The sequence below is a fragment of the Microcoleus sp. AT3-D2 genome (assembly GCF_036705715.1).
Taxonomy (GTDB): Bacteria; Cyanobacteriota; Cyanobacteriia; order Cyanobacteriales; family Microcoleaceae; genus Microcoleus.
In genome coordinates this window covers 1-16,033 of sequence record NZ_JAUBVE010000108.1, presented here as the reverse complement: position 1 = coordinate 16,033, position 16,033 = coordinate 1, and the positions used below count along the sequence as shown (strand labels likewise).

Genomic DNA, 16,033 nt, shown 5'->3' with positions numbered 1-16,033 from the left:
CTTAAATGGCTTAATTGGTAGACCGCCAAAAACTGCACAACAAGTATAAATACTTATTGCAAAAGTGACATGCTCCCTGCAAAATCCTAAGTTATAAGCCTTAAGGCAGAAACCTGGTTATTGACCCCGCCTGCGTAATTTGTACACGTGAAATTACTGAGGTTTTTGTCGCCCTCATCTGTCGGTGTAATTGCCATCACAAAAAAATTCGCCAAATGTCACATAATTTCTGCTACTTACAGCACAACTTTAGAAGGTCATCGCGGTTTATAATAATCTTGATTAGTTCAGGAAACAAGTTTTCATGCGAGGTTAAAGCAATGGTAGCAAATTCAAATTTTTTATATCCTCAAAATCGCTATTACGGTGAAGTAAAGCCAGAGAATTTAGTATTTAATGCGAATTTACAAGAGTTTTCTCAGCGAGTGGGTTACATCAGTTCCTTGACATCTAACGGTAAAATCTCTGTGGAACATGCATATACTCAGATCCAAACACTCTGGGAACAGGTGGAAAACTCGAAAAAGCAGTTGGGAATTGGTGAAAATCCATTTTCAGCTTGAATAATTAGCAGTTGGCTGGGAAGTTGAGTTACGCGCCATTGATGCCGATCGATAAATCCACAGCTTAATATGAAAAAGTAGCTAGTGGCGATCGACCTTTTTGCCTATGAGTTCCGATTTAGTACCCCTCCTTCCCAAAGTATCAGTCGGCCGCCGCGCGGCAGCCTTCTGCATCGACGGAATAGCAGTTTGGCTGCCCAGTTTGCTTTTGGGCACTAATGCGATCGTCCAAACCATATTTTTTGTCCTGCTGTGGCTGATCATGCGCGTAGCCATCGTCAGGAAAAACCAAGGCCAAAGTATCGGGCGCTGGGCTTTGGACATGAAAATTGTCGATCCCAGATTCCAACGGACTCCCGGAGTGCAAAAACTGTGCAAGCGCGAGGCATTGCTGGGCTTTTGCGCCGCCTTAGCCTTCGCAGGCATAGCTGGGCTCACATCTACCAACGCCGCCGTCTTGCTGCTGATGCTGCCCCTGGCGATCGACTGTAGCGTTGCCCTCACCTCCGCCGAAAGGTTTCCCCAAGCTTTCCACGATCGCATCGGCGGGACGATCGTCGTCGGGACCCGCCGTGGCTACTCCCTCGACATCAAAGTTAGAAGATTGCTTGACCAAGTGCAGAGCAATGTGAGAAGATAATAAATTGTGTTTAAATTAGTCGAAATTTATTTAGAATTATGGCTAAAGGCGTCCGCATCATAATTACTCTAGAGTGTACTGAGTGCCGAACAAACGCGAGCAAACGCTCCAAAGGCGTGTCTCGGTACACCACCACCAAGAACCGTCGCAACACGACGGCGCGGCTGGAACTCAAAAAGTTCTGCCCCCACTGCAACAGCCACACTGCCCACAAAGAGATCAAGTAGTGATTAGTCATTAGTCCTTAGTCATCAGTCATCAGTTGTTGGCAATTGATATTGATCGGCGAAAAGCAGATAATTAACCAATGCTTTCCTGACGGCTAGCAACTAACGGCTAATAACTAAAAACTCACAATCAACAGTCAACAAACAACAGTCAACAAACAACAAACCATGACTTACTTTCGCCGGCGCGTTTCGCCCATCAAACCAGGAGACCCGATCGACTACAAAGATGTCGATTTGCTCAAAAAATATGTCACAGAACGCGGTAAAATTTTGCCCCGCCGGATTACCGGTTTGACGGCAAAACAGCAACGAGACCTGACCAGAAGCATCAAAAGAGCAAGAATTGTAGCTTTGATGCCCTTCGTAAACCAAGAAGGTTAACAGGATTTGGGATTTTGGGTTTTAGATTTTGGACTGGGAATAAGACTTGCGCGAAAACAAATTCTTTCTGCTATTAATAGTGCAGCAAGAATGCAGCGAAAGAATCGCGAAAAAGGGTTAAGAGTCGCCGCAGCGCAAGTCTTAATCACAAGTCAAAAGTTAAAAAAAAGCAAGAAAAAACAACTTTTTAGATTTTAACTTTCAAAATTGACCAGAAAAATTGCCAATATCCAAAATCTAAAATCGCAAGCTCGAAACTCGATAAGTGGCTACTGTAAAAATCCAAAATCTCAAATATAAAGCTGGCAAGTGGAGAAGGGAACGTTAGTAGAATTTAGAGTGCACGGCGACCGCCGTCTGGCAGTTGCCGATCGCCCCGATGGCAAGAAAAACTGGGTCGTGGTAGACGAAAACGGTCAACCGCACAGCATACCGCCCAAACAAATCACCTACGAAGTAGCGGGAGAAACTTACAAACCCTCCGATATTCCCAAGTTTCTCAAAGAAGTAGAAGCATACTCAGATCCATCGAGTTTGGAAGTCGCTTGGGAACTTTTAGTCGGTGACGGAGAAACAGCAGATCCCGAATCCCTGGCAATGCTGCTATTTTCTGAGAGTAGTGGGGCCCAGTGTTACGCGGCTTACTGTTTGTTATCAACAGACAAATTGTATTTTAAACAAAAGGGCGATCGCTACGAACCGCGATCGGCAGCCCAAGTAGCCGAAATCAAACACCAGCAAGAAGTAGAACAGCAGCGACACCAAGAATCCCAAGGATTTTGGGATCGAGTCAAACAGCGGCTGGCAGGGGAAAATGTAGATTGGGAACACAGCGATCGAACTCGCCTCGACGCCCTAGAACGCTTTGCCCTCCTCGGAGAAGAAGCAACGCACCGCACCCCGGCCTTAGAAACTTTAGCCAGCTTAGAACGTTCCGAAAACCCCGAAGCAGCATTTGGCCTCCTAGTCGATCTCGGCCTCTGGAGTACCCACGAAAACCTGTTTTTGCGGCGCAGCCAAATTCCCCTACAATTCTCCGCAAAGGTATTAGAAGTGGCCCAACGCTGCCTAGAAAATTCCCCAACCGACTCCGACACAAATCGTCTCGATTTAACTCACCTCAAGGTTTACACGATCGACGACGAAAGCACCACGGAAATCGACGACGGCCTCAGCTTAGAATTCCTCGAAAACGGCCAGCAGCGGATCTGGATACACATCGCCGATCCCACCCGCTTGCTTTCCCCCGGAGACGAACTCGACCTCGAAGCCAGAAAGCGCACCACTACGGTTTACCTGCCCACGGGAATGATCCCCATGTTTCCCCCAGCTTTGGCAACCGGGCCGATGAGTTTAATTCAAGGCAAAGAGTGCAGCGCCCTCAGCTTCAGCGTCACCTTAGACGAACTCGGCGCGGCTCAAGATTACAGCATCCACATCAGCACCATAAAACCCACCTACCGCTTGACCTACGATGACGTAGACGAAATGCTGGAGTTGGGAATCGAAGCAGAACCGGAAATAGCAGCGATCGCCTCTGCAGCCAAACTGAGGCAAAAATGGCGGGAAGCCCAAGGCGCAATCAGCATTTTCATGCCAGAATCCGTCATCAAAGTCAACGGCGACGACATCAAAATCCACGTCATCGACGACTCCACAGCCCGGATGCTAGTAGCCGAAATGATGATTTTAGCCGGTGAACTAGCCGCCCGCTACGGTCAAACTCACAGCCTGCCCATACCCTACCGCTATCAGCCACAGCCCGAACTCCCTCCCGATGAAGAACTGCTGGCCGTGCCGGCAGGCCCCGCCCGCGCTTGCGCCGTGCGCCGCTGTATGCCCCGCAGCGAAATGGGCCTGACCCCCGGACGCCACGCCGGCTTGGGTTTGGAATTATACACTCAAGTTACTTCCCCGATCCGCCGCTATACCGACTTGCTGACTCACTTCCAAATCAAAGCCCACCTGCGGGGCGAACCACTGCCTTTTTCCGCTGAAGAAATACAGGACATTGTGATGTGTCTCGGCACCGCAGTTAAAGAAGCATCCACCGTCGAACGCCAAACTAACCGCTATTGGGGATTGGAATATTTGCGGCGCAACCCCGATGAAGTTTGGGAAGCTTTAATGCTGCGCTGGTTGAGGGAAGACAGCAATCTCGGATTGATTTTATTGGAAGAGTTGGGTTTAGAATTGGCAATGCGATTTGGTCGATCGGTCGAAATAGGCGATCGACTAGAAGTCAAAGTCACCCACTGCGATCCGCGATCGGATGTCATTAATTTCCAAGAAATGATTTTTGAACCCGCCCAATAGGATTTTAGATTTTAGATTTTGGATTGCAAAAATCTGTGTTGAAGACTGAAACTGACGATAAATCTCGTTGTTAGTCTTGTTTCCGACCCCTTCGCATCCCCTTTGTCAATGGCAAGGGGGTATAAAAGATGATGGGTTCATATCTAGTCCTGTAAAATAATCGTAATTCTTGTCAGGGCTAGTTCACCCCCGAGCTGTAATATCTGTAATATAAGCCAGAAATCCCCTAAAACCGCCCCGACCAAAATATTGTGGTCGATCAACTCGACATAATATCCGATCCAAGACAGGTAATACTTTTGACGTTAAATTGACACGACACGCTTTGCTATCTCCTCTCTTCCTCCGTGTCCTCTGTGTCCTCTGCGGTTAATAAAAAAACTTCAGCATCATAAAAATTGGAAGTTTTTACCCCAACCTTGTAATCTAAAATCTAAAATCTAAAATTTAAAATCGCAAAATGCCCAATTCAATTAGCCAAGTTCAGCCGCCACTGGAATTCATACCCCCAGCCTACAACCCGCTAGTGATGCAAGGTTGTAAGCAAATACTCCCCTGGTGGCTGCGATTTCGGACGAGTATCAGCCACGTTCAAGCCGAAAACGTCGAAACCCTCGCCGAACTATTCCATCAATTTCAAAATCAGAAAGTTCGCTTCTTGCTAGCCTTCCGCCACCCCAACTCAGACGATCCCTACTGTTTGGGACAACTAATTTGGAAACTCGTTCCCCAGGCTGCGCGGGCCAAAGGCATTCCCCTGCAATTCCCGGTACATTCCCACTTTATCTACGATCGCGGCATTCCCCTGTGGGCCGGTGCGGGCGTCGGCTGGTTGTATTCCCAACTCGGTGGCACTCCGATTGTTCGCGGCAAAATCGATCGCGTCGGATTGCGATCAGCCCGCAATTTATTTGCCAACAGCCAATTCCCGATCGCCGCAGCCCCAGAAGGCGCTACCAACGGTCACAATGAAATAGTTAGCCCCCTGGAACCGGGAATTGCTCAAATGGGTTTCTGGTGCGTTGAAGATTTGCTGAAAGCCGGACGCACTGAAAAAGTTTTAATTGTGCCGATCGGCATTCAATACCGCTATGTCAATCCACCTTGGCAACCCCTAGAAAAACTTTTAACTCAATTAGAAATTGATTGCGGACTGCCACCCTTAGAACGCACCGATATCGCTAATTTAGAGACTGCAAATCCCGATTCTGAAAATCACCATCACAAATTCCAATATCTGCGCCTGATTCGACTGGGCAGCCATTTGCTAGCAGTAATGGAAGAGTTTTACGGCCGTTTTTATCATAAAAATTTACAGCCAGAAACATCTATTTTAACATCATTATCCCTCCCCAACAAAACAGGAAATGATTCTGGCAATGAAGTAATGATGGCTCGACTGAAAGCCCTGTTAGACGTGGGTTTGCAAGTAGCCGAAGAATATTTTAACTTAAAGCCCAAAGGCAGTTTAATAGACCGCTGCCGCCGTGTGGAACAAGCAGGCTGGGAGTATATTTATCGAGAAGATATCAAAGATATTGCAGCACTTTCTCCCTTAGAAAGAGGATTAGCCGATCGCCTCGCTGAAGAAGCAAGTCTCCGGATGTGGCACATGAGACTTGTAGAAAGTTTCGTATCTGTCACGGGTAGGTATGTCGCAGAACAACTGACGGCAGAACGTTTGGCAGAAACAACTTTACTGCTATGGGACGTACTGGCTCGCATCAAAGGGGGAAATCCTTTCGGCAGACCGAAGTTGGGCAAACAGCAGGTACAAATGACCGTGGGCGAACCCATATCAGTGAGCGATCGTTGGGATCGATATCAAACCAGCCGCAGGTTAGCAGTTGCCGAGCTCACTCAAGACTTGCAATCAGCTTTAGAAGCAATGATTAAATCTTAATTACTCAGAGAAACAAGAGCTTCTACGGAAGAAGGAATATATATTTTTCTTCTCAACATTTTTTGTGGTGAATTATAAAGAAATTGTTATAAACTTTTGAGATAGGTCTAATGAACCGCAAACCCTCGCTCGACAATGAACCAATAAAAATTAGCGATGACTAACAAACCTATCGATTTGTCTACTAACTCCATTAAAGTAAAACTGCTGAATAATTTAGCGCAGGAATTGCTCACACCGCTCACTTCTGTCCTCGGCATGGCAAGCGTGTTGAAACAAGAAATTTATGGCCCCTTAACGAGCAAGCAAAAAGAATATATTGACGTGATCCAAGACAGCAGCCGCTCTTTGCGATCGCTAGTTGAAGAAATTTTGGAACTTGCAGAACTAGATGATTCTGCTTTTACCTTGAAGCGAACCGCAGTCGATATAGAAACTTTGTGCCAGCAGGTTGTGACAATCCTGTCGTCGGCGGCAAGTAGACGAGAGCAAGAAATTAATTTGTCAATGGGGCCCGGGTCGCGCATCTGGTTGATAGATAAAGATAAGGTTCAGCAAATGCTGCACCACTTAATTTTTAGCATTATTCAATCTGCTGGGGCAGGCAGCGTGATTCGACTCCACGTTTCTCGGAAAGAAGACGGTATCAACATCGGAGTTTGGGTTTTTCATCCTTGGTTAGGGGAAAGTTTGCCCCATGCTAAACTCTACACCGACTACTTGTTGAAGGTCGGGTCAGGTAGCGGTTCGCCCTCGAACTCCGAAACCGAGTCCCCCGGACTCGAAGCGCAACTCCCGACACAAGGTTCGCAGCGATTAACGCTGGCGTTTTCTGAATTGGCGGCTTTGGTGGCCCAGAATGCCGAGGATACCGCACCGGTGTTAGCTGGTTACGGGGCGCGGGAACGCTTGGGGCTGCTGCTTTGCTGCCAATTGGTGGAAATTCAAGGCGGTCAACTTTCAATTCAAGGAACCCCGGAATCTGGATATCGCTACCTGCTCTGGCTGCCCTGCACAAATGCTACGGAATTGTTGGAAGGCTAAAGAAGGAAGAAGGAAGTTCGGCAACGGATTTTCTAACGGATGTAACGGATGGAAAGAAGAAGGAAGAAGAAACAAGTCATTTGTTAATTAATACTGAGATGTTGCACTATTCTCAATAAGGCTTTTAGGCGCGGGCTCGCGGGCCCCACCCACAAGAAATTTATTCTTTGTGGAGCAGGCCCGAAAATCCTTAAGCGAGAATGGTGCAAAATGGGAGTTACTAACACTTCTCGCTCCTTTTAGACTCAATTCCCAATTCCCAATTCCCACTTCCCAATTACCAATAATCAATCTAAAAATGAATTCAGTTTGGCAACAGTTAACTCTGGCAAATTTGCCGCTCTCTCAGTGGCAAAGTAGAAGTTATTTATTCAATTTGGCGATCGGCTCTTTACGCAGTTGGCGGCAGAGTAGCTGGCTGATGCAGTGGGCAGAACCCTTGGGTTTTGTTTTGCTGGCCTTGACTTTCGGTTTGGCGCCGTTTGTAAACAATGCCTTGGTGGGGGTGTTGATGGCGGCTAGCGCTGCATTTTGGGTGCTGCTAACTGTTTCGGACGATCGCGAGAGCCCCTTCACGCCAATTCATTTGCTGGTTCTGCTGTACTGGGGCATTGCCACCGTCGCAACGGCGATGTCGCCGGTGAAAGTCGCCGCTGCTACTGGTTGGAGCAAGCTAACGCTGTATTTGCTGTTTTTTGCGCTGATGGCTCGGATATTGCGATCGCCCCGTTGGCGATCGTGGTTAATTGCCGTATTTTTGAACATCTCTTTAATTGTCAGTTTCTACGGCGTGCGGCAGTGGATTGACAAAGTGCCGCCCTTAGCTACTTGGAACGATCCGACTTCTACTCAAGCCAATGTCACGCGAGTTTACAGCTTTCTGGGGAATCCTAACTTGCTTGGTTCCTATTTGCTGCCGGCCATTGCATTGAGCGCCGCCGCACTTTTTGTGTGGAAAGGATGGGGAACAAGAGTTTTAGCGCTGACGATGCTGGTGGTGAATTGCGCGTGTTTGCGCTACACCGACAGCCGGGGTGCTTGGATCGGTTTTGTGGCTCTACTGGTGGTATTTTTAGTGCTGCTGTGGTACTGGTACAGCCCTTTGATGCCTCGGTTCTGGCGAACTTGGGCCCTGCCGTTAGGGTTAGGAGGTTTGGCTGGGGCCTTAATTTTGGGAGTGGCTTTAGTGGAGCCTCTGCGCGATCGAGTTTCGAGTATGTTTATCGGCCGAGGTGACAGCAGCAACAATTTTCGGATTAATGTTTGGACGGCGGTGGTTGACATGATTCGCGATCGACCAATTCTCGGAATTGGGCCGGGAAACACTGCTTTTAATAAAGTTTATCCGCTTTATATGAGGCCGAGATTCACTGCTTTGAGCGCTTATTCCGTGCTGCTGGAAATTGCGGTGGAAACCGGTTTTATCGGTTTAATGTGTTTCCTTTGGCTGATGACTGTCACCGTCAATCAAGGTTTGTTGCAGATAAAAAATCTGCGGGATGCACAATTTAACATCTCTAATTTAGACGAAGAATCCCGAAATCCCAAATCTAAAATCCAAAATCTAAAATCGAATCAGGGGTTTTGGTTGATTGGGGCGATCGCAACTTTAGCCGGCATGATGGCCCACGGTTTTGTCGATACAGTTTGGTACAGGCCCGAAGTTAATATGCTTTGGTGGTTGATGGTGGCGATTATTGCTAGTTTTTACAGCAACTCGGATCAGCAGCCGCAAGATTCAGCTTTGACCGAGGGCGAGTAGATAGAATTGCTGGCGGGGTTTTATCCCCGCCCGGTGTGGATTCCAGCACTAGCCAATACAGCAATGATTAAGAGTTATACCAGTGCGAAAAAAGAATGCAGCTTTATGCAAGCTGCAAACCATTATCGCCATAAGTTATTTCCAATTCTTCAATTCTTAATCTCAAATCTCAAATGCTATAAGGTGCGGACGGCGCACCCGGCATAATACTACTACATACTACATACCTGTTGCTGTAAAGTGGTGATGGTACACTCTACCAAATTTATTGAAAATAACTCTTATTCTTCGCTCTCCGAAGGCATGATGAATCTCGGACACGCATATATTCCACCATTTCTATCTTTGCACCGCCGTCGCACCGACTGATTCGAGTTGAACAGCATTTTGACTGATTCATTAACGGCAGGGTTAACAGTCGCAGGAGTTGGGAGTGCTTTTGAGGCTTGACTTAGCTCCAGTACCGTTATAATTGCCAGTATGGTTGATGAAAACAAAACTGTGCGTTTCATTTATTTGTTTTTTCCTCGTTTAATCGTTGACGTGCCATCCCTATCCATATATCCTCATCGAGTTCTTGAGAATCCGCATACTTTAGACAAATTTTCCACTGCGGTAGCGCTGCCTTAGTATTTTTCATTTTTTCTAGGACTTGCGCTTTTAAGCAGTAAGTTGCTGGGCCTTCACTATCAAGTTTAATCGCTTCATCCAGATGCTGCAATGCCTCTGAATATCGACCCTGTTCTAGGCGAGCCCATCCCAAGTTTTTGAGTAAAGAATATTTTACTCGATCGTCCTCAGCTAATTTCAAACCTTGCCACAGGAAGTGAACGGCAGCCGGATAGTTTTTTTGATCAACTATATATAACCTAGCCAGGTTGCTGTAAGCAGCAGGCAGACCGAGTTTTGCAGCTTGCAGATATTTTCCTCGGGCGCATTGTAAATCTTGCACCTCTTCGCAAAGCCATCCTAAATTGTAAAGAGCTGTTCGGCTTTTTGGATCTACAGCGAGCGCTAACTCATATGCTTTTTGAGTATCCGCCAATCTATTGGCTTTGTAGTTTTCAAATGCCATATTATTAAAAAAAGATGCCAGTTCCGGCCGCCCAATTTTCCAGCCGCCAAAGCCTACTGCTAGGATCAGCAAGAAGGCTCCCCACTTCGAGTTGTGATGCTTTTTTGCTGGCTCTTTCATGGCATTGAAAATGTTAGCTAATGGTGTCATTTTTAGCATTTTTTAACTTGAGAGTTGAGGGATATTTTTTTGCCACATTTAATTGCCACCCTAATGGCATCATAATCTTACGAAATGACTCAGCCTTGAGCCCATTTCTCATAAGAGTTTGTCAGTCCACAGCCGAATGCTTGGGTAATGCTGCCACTACCTAGATGTATTCGAGCATAGGTTAATCATTCCTGAGACTCCACAAGCGATCCGGATATTTTCAGAAAAAAGGAAGTGGGAAGCAGGAAGAAGGTAGAACTGTCCCGATTGTTTAAGTAATAATACTTAGTCAGTGGTCAGTCGATCGACAGTATGCGACTTTATGAGGAGATACAGCGTATTCCAGGTTTATGAAGTGTAGGAACTTAGCCTGGGCCGTTTGCCTACCGGGAGCGAACGAGCTGGGGTTTAGTTCCTCAACATAGAATCTTCTGTAAGATGGACTCCGGTGAAATAGCTCTAATTAAGTTTGTAGTGACGATGGAAGCCCTCAAAATCCTCCCTTGAGGATTTTGAAAAAAATTATGATGAATAATGAACCGAACTCGATTTAAAATAGCCAATCATTAATGAGCAATCACCCATCATGAATCACTAATGACCGAAAACATCTAGGATACAAGCCCCCGGATTCATCCGTCCAGAAGTAAAACACCTGTATCCGATGAAACTTGCCCCCCGAATTTATCCGTGGGGTCAATGCTTCAATTCTTTAATCTAAAATCTAAAATATAAAATCGATTGACTCCTGACTAATAAACATCTCCATAAATTAACTTTCAACCTTAGAGTAGCAAATGTTTTAGTTGATTTTTCGGAGATGTCTAATGAGCCATGACTCATGACTCATTACTCATTAGTCATTACTAATGACTAATGACTAATATTGCTTCATCGCTCTTTCCATATCCCGCTTATCTTCGCGTTTCTTCAAATCTTCGCGCTTGTCGTACAGTTTTTTCCCTTTACCCAAACCGATATCCAGTTTTACCCAGCCGCCTTTCAAATACATTTTTAACGGCACTAAAGTCAAACCTTTTTCTTCGACTTTACCTATCAATTTACGGATTTCCTGCTTGTGCATCAGCAATTTACGGGTGCGGCGGGGTTCGTGATTAAAATAGTTGCTAGCACTTCTCCAAGGCGAAATGTGAACGTTGATCAGCCACAGTTCTCCGTTCCGAACTAAACCATATCCGTCTCGCAAATTGGCTTTTCCTTCCCGAATAGATTTGACTTCGGTTCCCTTCAACTCGATGCCCACTTGGTATGTCTCTATAATTTCATAGAGATGGCGCGCTTGTCGGTTATCGCTAACAATTTTGTATCCTGGACTTTTTTCGCTCATTTTTACCTCCGTTAAAATTAATTATTATAACGCTAGCTTCTCTGTAGAGAAAATCGAAGCTTGACAAAACTTAAATAATCGGTCTGGACATTACCAATTTGGCTGAGCTAAGATGTCACCAACGTGAATGTCAAGCGGTATCATGCAGCGCACCAATATCACTGATTCTGCAATTCCAGATTCTGTTACTCCTCATCCTGCGGTTAATTTGGTTTGGCTGGCTCCTTTTTTGCTGGCGCTTGCTTGGTTTTGGGCCAATATCTCGGCTGTTAAGTGGCTGTTATCCTCGTTTGTTGAGATACCCACACTGTACAAAATAGTAATTGGCTTTCTGATTGTAGCATTAGTAGTGCGATCAATTGGGAACGGCGATCGCCCGCCCGAATTTTCACCCAATTTCGTTTTGAGGCGAGATCCGCTGCTATTAATGTTGGGTGCGGGTATTTGCTCGATCGCCCTTCAGTACATAATTGATATCAAACAAGTTACTGTCCTGCTATTTATCCTCGGAACTTACGGGCTGTGCGGGTTATTGGTGGAGCCGAACTTTTGGCGAAAAAACTTACCAGTTGCGGGCTTGCTGGCTTGTATTTTACCATTTAATAGTCAGTTGAATAGCGGGTTAGGTTTGCCGGCGCGAGTGCTTACTGCTCAGGTAGTAGAACAGTTGCTCTCTATGCTGCACATTGGGGCTATTTCTTCTTACGATATTATCGTTTTGGAAAACGGCATCGCTCACGTTGACGTGCCTTGTAGCGGCATTAAAACCCTCTTAGTCGGGACGCTATTTTTGCTAGCTGCTACCTGGCTGGAAGGGCGTAAATTGAGCTTAAGATGGCTAGCAGTCGGCGCTGCTAATCTCTTAATGTTGGTGTGTGCTAACGCTGCGCGGGTTGCCGTGTTAGTCCTGGTTTCAGAAGTGTTTAACCAGCCAAACCTAGCACAAATTATGCACGTTCCTCTGGGAATTGTCGGTTTAGTATGTGCTTCTTTTGTGACGTGGTTAATGCTGCAACGAGTACCGAAATTTCAGCCAGAAAAAACCAGCGGTGTTTCTGCAAAACCAAACTCAGAAATTCTGCAAAATCACCCTTTAGCCAAACCAGGAATAATTGCAGCAGTCGCAGTTTTGGCAGTAATGGCTCAACTGTCTCATGTAGAAACGCCAAAAATGGCGATCGCACCTTTAAGATTGCCTGAATACATTAAATCAGAGTCGATTCCCCTGAATGCTAGCGAACAAAAATTCTTTGGCAACTATCCAGACACGCAAACACAAAAAATCAGATTTGTCGCCGGCAACTTGCGCGGTTCCATGCTCACCGTAGCGAGCACATCCTGGCAAACTTATCACGCCCCCGAGTTGTGTTTTGTAGCGAGCGGAATTCCCGTCAATCGCATAGAAAAAAAACAACTAACTCCTTCAGTAACAGCGCGCTGGCTGTCTCTCAAAAACAACCAATTATCAGCAGTATACTGGCTGCAATCTGCACAGCTAACTACCGATAACTTCATGTCCCGTATCGGCAGCGACCTCACCCACAAAAATCACAATTGGGTGCTAGTTTCGATTTTATTTGACAGTTCGCTACAAGCAGAAAATCATGAAGTCAAAGAGTTTGCGAGTAATGTATACACTACCGTTAAACAAAGCTTATAAGGAGAATAAATGAAAATCAAACAGGTATTTAATGGAATTTTTCAAACAATTTTTTGGGTTTGGAATTTAACATTTTTATCGATTGTTTACTTGGGAATTTTGCCTATTATAGGAGGGCCATTAATTCAGGCGACAATCGATGGCATCATACCGCTAGAGTTTTCTTTGACGATGGCAGCTACGATCGCAGTACCCACTGTATGTACAGTAGTAGGAGCTAGGCGTTTTAGCAAGCAACCCCTACAGCTAATGCGTTGGTTTTACGGCGTAGAAGCACCGCTATTTTTGCTTTGTTTGCTCCGCTTATTCCTGCTACGAGAACTCACTGCAGCTAGTTCTCAAATTATCGCTACTATTGCTTTGTGCATTGCAGCGTTTTCAGTGGAAATGCTGTACGGATATCTGGGTAAAAGAGAAAATGTGCAAACTATTTTCGATCCCCAAAATTTCCATAATCAACAGCCTCATTTTTTCAGGTTGATTGGAGAAAAGCGAAGTGCGTGGCTGCAATTAGGATGTCACAGTTTAATGGTAGTAGTTGGCATTTGGGCGGCAACATTGCTGATGTTTTACGCTGTACCTGTGGCATTGTTTACACTTTATGGATTCTTCACTGTAGTTATTGAATTTTTCAAGTTTACATGGGTATCAGCATTTTGGGATATCTTTAGATACGGGGAGTGGGTCTGGGGTTTAATTTGGATACCGCTATCGTTTATATTGTTTGGTTTAACCTGTAGCTTATTCGTTGTCATGCCTTCGCTGTACGGCTTTCTCTACATTGATTCCGGGCGTAAAATATGGCAGAGTTTTGCTGCACAATACGGGAAAAATAAAGCGCTAATCGGAAGTTTGGGAGTCATAGCAGCTTGGCTGGCTATTTTCTCCGCTTTGCAGCAGCAGCCGCAAGTTGCAGCACTGAAAATGCTGGCGACTCCCCCCGCAAATGACACGGTTCGCCAAACTTTATTAGCCAAGTCTGATATGATTCGGTCGGGCTTAGTCAATGCTTATTTGTCCCCTTACCGTTACCTCAGCACTGTGGGAGAAAATAACCACATTTATGAGCTATACAAAAATAGTTTGAATTTACCTGACCCAGCGGCTCAAACGGTGCAGAACAGCTATAATTTTTTAATGTCGCCGTTTTTGTATCAAGGCTCTAGTGCTGATGTGGAAAAAGCCGAAAAACTATACGGCGAATTCTTCGATACGGAACTGCAAAAAGGCGACACAGCAGCAGTAAAACACGCGGTGCAGTCAACATCAAATCGCGAAGAAGCTAAAGCTGGTTTGCTGAATGTCAATCAGGAAAAAGTATGGTTGCAGTCGCAAGAAGTGACAGTCAAAGAAAACGGCGACTGGGCTGACGTTCAACTCTACGAAGTTTACAAAAATCAAACGCCGAATTTGCAAGAAGTATTCTACTACTTTTCCCTGCCGGAAAGCGCCGCAGTTACAGGAGTTTGGCTGGGAGATACTGGCGATTTAAACAAACGTTTTGTATTTACGGTATCGCCTAGAGGTGCCGCCCAGCAAGTCTACAACCAACAGGTAGTAGAAAGAGTCGATCCGGCTTTGCTAGAACAAATTGGCCCCAAACAATACCGCTTGCGGGCTTTTCCAATCCCAGCAAAACGAGAATTTACCCAAACTGACGGGCCAACGGAAATGCACCTGTGGCTTACCTACAAAGTCATGCGCCAGCCGCAGGGTTGGGCTATGCCTATTTTGGCTGAGAAACGCAACATTTTTTGGGATCAAAATACTCGCCGCACGATCGCCGGAAAAGAGGTAAAATACAGCGGGAAAGAAGCAAGAGAAACTTGGCTGCCACCCTTTTTGCCCGCAGCCGCACAGCAACCGCTAACAGCGCAGCAGGCGATTCTACCGGGAGGAAATATCATTTCTGCTAAGCCGCTGGCTGATGCAAATTACTCCATACCGCAAGGCAAAAAATTTGCAGTTATTCTCGATACTTCCCGCAGCATGGTGGCGGCAAGTAAGGAAGTAAAAGAGACTTTAGAATGGTTGAAAGCTAATGCAGCAGGCAAAAACGCTGTTGATTTGTATGTCGCCAGCGCTGCGGGAATGCCACCTAAGTTGGTGGAAGATGTACGCAATTTCGATGCTGGAAAGGTGACATTTTACGGTACAATCCAGCTCAAAGATATGTTGCAACAGTTTGCACAGTTGCGGGGCGATAAAAGTTACGATACTGTATTTGTGGTGAGCGATCGCCACAGTTACGAGTTGTCAGACGATCGCAAACTTAAACTTTCCATCTCTTCACCCCTATGGACAGTGCATTTGGGAGGTTTGCCCCCGGGCTACGACGACGCAACTTTAAAGGTCATTCAAGATAGCGGCGGCGGAGTTTCTACAGATATGAAAGAGGCGATGCAGCGAGTAGCAACCACAGCAGCTTCGGGCGAATCTACAGTTAGCGTTGTTGACGGCTATGCTTGGAGTTATGCCAAAACCCCGCAGTCGAAAAAAACCGCCAAATCGGCGACAGCTGCAGATCCAAAAAATGCCGGAAATGAAGGCTTTAAACCGATAGCTGCGCGGCAGTTGATAACTGCACTTAGCAAGCAGAAAAGTTCAAATCAACTGACGCAACTGGATGCGATGCACGCAGTAGCTAAAAATTTCAAAGTGGTGACGCCTTATTCTTCAATGATTGTGTTAGTTAATGACGCGCAAAGGGAGCAGCTAAAAGCAGCGGAAGCTAAGAGCGATCGATTTGACAGAGAGGTAGAATCCGGTAAGGAACAGTTGAGTAAGCCGAATAATCCTCTGAATGTTTCGGGGGTTCCTGAACCAGAAGAATGGCTGCTGTTGGCGGTTGGTGCGATCGGGCTTTTGGCGGTTTTCCTCCGTCACTGTAGTTTAGACTAACCAAAGATGAGAACGGTGGCAAAAGAAGAACTAGAGCCACCGCGCCAGGAGAGAATGAGG

The 16,033-nt window shown here is 46.0% G+C and carries 13 protein-coding genes; 10 read left to right on the top strand and 3 right to left on the bottom strand.

The window, feature by feature from the left end; translation table 11 throughout:
- Nucleotides 1–320: 320 nt before the first annotated feature.
- The 8 genes from QUB44_RS28600 (at nt 321) to QUB44_RS28565 (ending at nt 8,839) form a co-directional block, all read left to right on the top strand.
- Nucleotides 321–563 carry a DUF7219 family protein gene (locus QUB44_RS28600; protein WP_333372776.1) on the top strand — a complete coding sequence of 81 codons (243 nt, stop codon included), beginning with the start codon at nt 321–323 and terminating at the stop codon, nt 561–563.
- 106 nt (nt 564–669) lie between these two features.
- A complete protein-coding gene (locus QUB44_RS28595; RefSeq protein ID WP_333372774.1) occupies nt 670–1,203 on the top strand; it encodes an RDD family protein in 534 nt (177 codons plus the stop codon).
- A 38-nt stretch (nt 1,204–1,241) separates the two neighbouring features.
- A complete protein-coding gene (gene rpmG, locus QUB44_RS28590; RefSeq protein ID WP_333372771.1) occupies nt 1,242–1,430 on the top strand; it encodes a 50S ribosomal protein L33 in 189 nt (62 codons plus the stop codon).
- 168 nt (nt 1,431–1,598) lie between these two features.
- Nucleotides 1,599–1,814, top strand: coding sequence for a 30S ribosomal protein S18 (rpsR, locus tag QUB44_RS28585; protein WP_006631377.1), 216 nt, complete (start codon nt 1,599–1,601; stop codon nt 1,812–1,814).
- A 309-nt stretch (nt 1,815–2,123) separates the two neighbouring features.
- A complete protein-coding gene (locus tag QUB44_RS28580) occupies nt 2,124–4,130 on the top strand; it encodes a ribonuclease R family protein (RefSeq protein WP_333372768.1) in 2,007 nt (668 codons plus the stop codon).
- Between the two features lie 460 nt (nt 4,131–4,590).
- Complete coding sequence (locus QUB44_RS28575) at nt 4,591–6,033, top strand: 1-acyl-sn-glycerol-3-phosphate acyltransferase (RefSeq protein ID WP_333372766.1); 1,443 nt, start codon at nt 4,591–4,593, stop codon at nt 6,031–6,033.
- A 156-nt stretch (nt 6,034–6,189) separates the two neighbouring features.
- Nucleotides 6,190–7,077 carry a histidine kinase dimerization/phospho-acceptor domain-containing protein gene (locus QUB44_RS28570; RefSeq protein WP_333372764.1) on the top strand — a complete coding sequence of 296 codons (888 nt, stop codon included), beginning with the start codon at nt 6,190–6,192 and terminating at the stop codon, nt 7,075–7,077.
- Nucleotides 7,078–7,375: 298 nt separating this feature from the next.
- Complete coding sequence (locus QUB44_RS28565; protein WP_333372761.1) at nt 7,376–8,839, top strand: IctB family putative bicarbonate transporter; 1,464 nt, start codon at nt 7,376–7,378, stop codon at nt 8,837–8,839.
- 281 nt (nt 8,840–9,120) lie between these two features.
- Here QUB44_RS28565 and QUB44_RS28560 read toward each other — a convergent pair whose 3' ends face one another.
- The 3 genes from QUB44_RS28560 to smpB all read right to left on the bottom strand — a co-directional run bounded on the left by QUB44_RS28560 (nt 9,121) and on the right by smpB (nt 11,412).
- Entirely contained in the window at nt 9,121–9,351 is a 231-nt protein-coding gene (locus tag QUB44_RS28560) for an Osc7112_2153 family protein (protein ID WP_333163359.1), read from the bottom strand.
- Nucleotides 9,348–10,064, bottom strand: a complete 717-nt coding sequence (locus tag QUB44_RS28555) for a tetratricopeptide repeat protein (protein ID WP_333163357.1) — start codon at nt 10,062–10,064, stop codon at nt 9,348–9,350. The genes QUB44_RS28560 and QUB44_RS28555 overlap by 4 nt, the downstream gene beginning before the upstream one ends.
- Before the next feature lie 880 nt (nt 10,065–10,944).
- Nucleotides 10,945–11,412, bottom strand: coding sequence for an SsrA-binding protein SmpB (gene smpB, locus QUB44_RS28550; protein WP_190736615.1), 468 nt, complete (start codon nt 11,410–11,412; stop codon nt 10,945–10,947).
- 127 nt (nt 11,413–11,539) lie between these two features.
- Here smpB and xrtO point away from each other — a divergent pair, with 127 nt between their 5' ends.
- Together xrtO and QUB44_RS28540 are read left to right on the top strand one after the other, a co-directional pair.
- A complete protein-coding gene (gene xrtO / locus QUB44_RS28545) occupies nt 11,540–13,072 on the top strand; it encodes an exosortase O (protein ID WP_333372759.1) in 1,533 nt (510 codons plus the stop codon).
- Nucleotides 13,073–13,081: 9 nt separating this feature from the next.
- The gene (locus QUB44_RS28540) at nt 13,082–15,973 is read left to right on the top strand and encodes a TIGR02921 family PEP-CTERM protein (protein WP_333372756.1); all 2,892 of its coding nucleotides are present in this window, start codon (nt 13,082–13,084) and stop codon (nt 15,971–15,973) included.
- The last annotated feature ends 60 nt before the right edge of the window (nt 15,974–16,033 follow it).

Bases quoted from the DNA above. Each gene is read 5' to 3' on its own strand.
- rpsR (WP_006631377.1), top strand. From the start codon at position 1,599: ATGACTTACTTTCGCCGGCGCGTTTCGCCCATCAAACCAGGAGACCCG.
- smpB (WP_190736615.1), bottom strand. From the start codon at position 11,412: ATGAGCGAAAAAAGTCCAGGATACAAAATTGTTAGCGATAACCGACAA.
- xrtO (WP_333372759.1), top strand. From the start codon at position 11,540: ATGTCAAGCGGTATCATGCAGCGCACCAATATCACTGATTCTGCAATT.
- QUB44_RS28600 (WP_333372776.1), top strand. From the start codon at position 321: ATGGTAGCAAATTCAAATTTTTTATATCCTCAAAATCGCTATTACGGT.
- QUB44_RS28560 (WP_333163359.1), bottom strand. From the start codon at position 9,351: ATGAAACGCACAGTTTTGTTTTCATCAACCATACTGGCAATTATAACG.
- rpmG (WP_333372771.1), top strand. From the start codon at position 1,242: ATGGCTAAAGGCGTCCGCATCATAATTACTCTAGAGTGTACTGAGTGC.
- QUB44_RS28575 (WP_333372766.1), top strand. From the start codon at position 4,591: ATGCCCAATTCAATTAGCCAAGTTCAGCCGCCACTGGAATTCATACCC.
- QUB44_RS28565 (WP_333372761.1), top strand. From the start codon at position 7,376: ATGAATTCAGTTTGGCAACAGTTAACTCTGGCAAATTTGCCGCTCTCT.
- QUB44_RS28555 (WP_333163357.1), bottom strand. From the start codon at position 10,064: ATGACACCATTAGCTAACATTTTCAATGCCATGAAAGAGCCAGCAAAA.
- QUB44_RS28540 (WP_333372756.1), top strand. From the start codon at position 13,082: ATGAAAATCAAACAGGTATTTAATGGAATTTTTCAAACAATTTTTTGG.
- QUB44_RS28595 (WP_333372774.1), top strand. From the start codon at position 670: ATGAGTTCCGATTTAGTACCCCTCCTTCCCAAAGTATCAGTCGGCCGC.
- QUB44_RS28570 (WP_333372764.1), top strand. From the start codon at position 6,190: ATGACTAACAAACCTATCGATTTGTCTACTAACTCCATTAAAGTAAAA.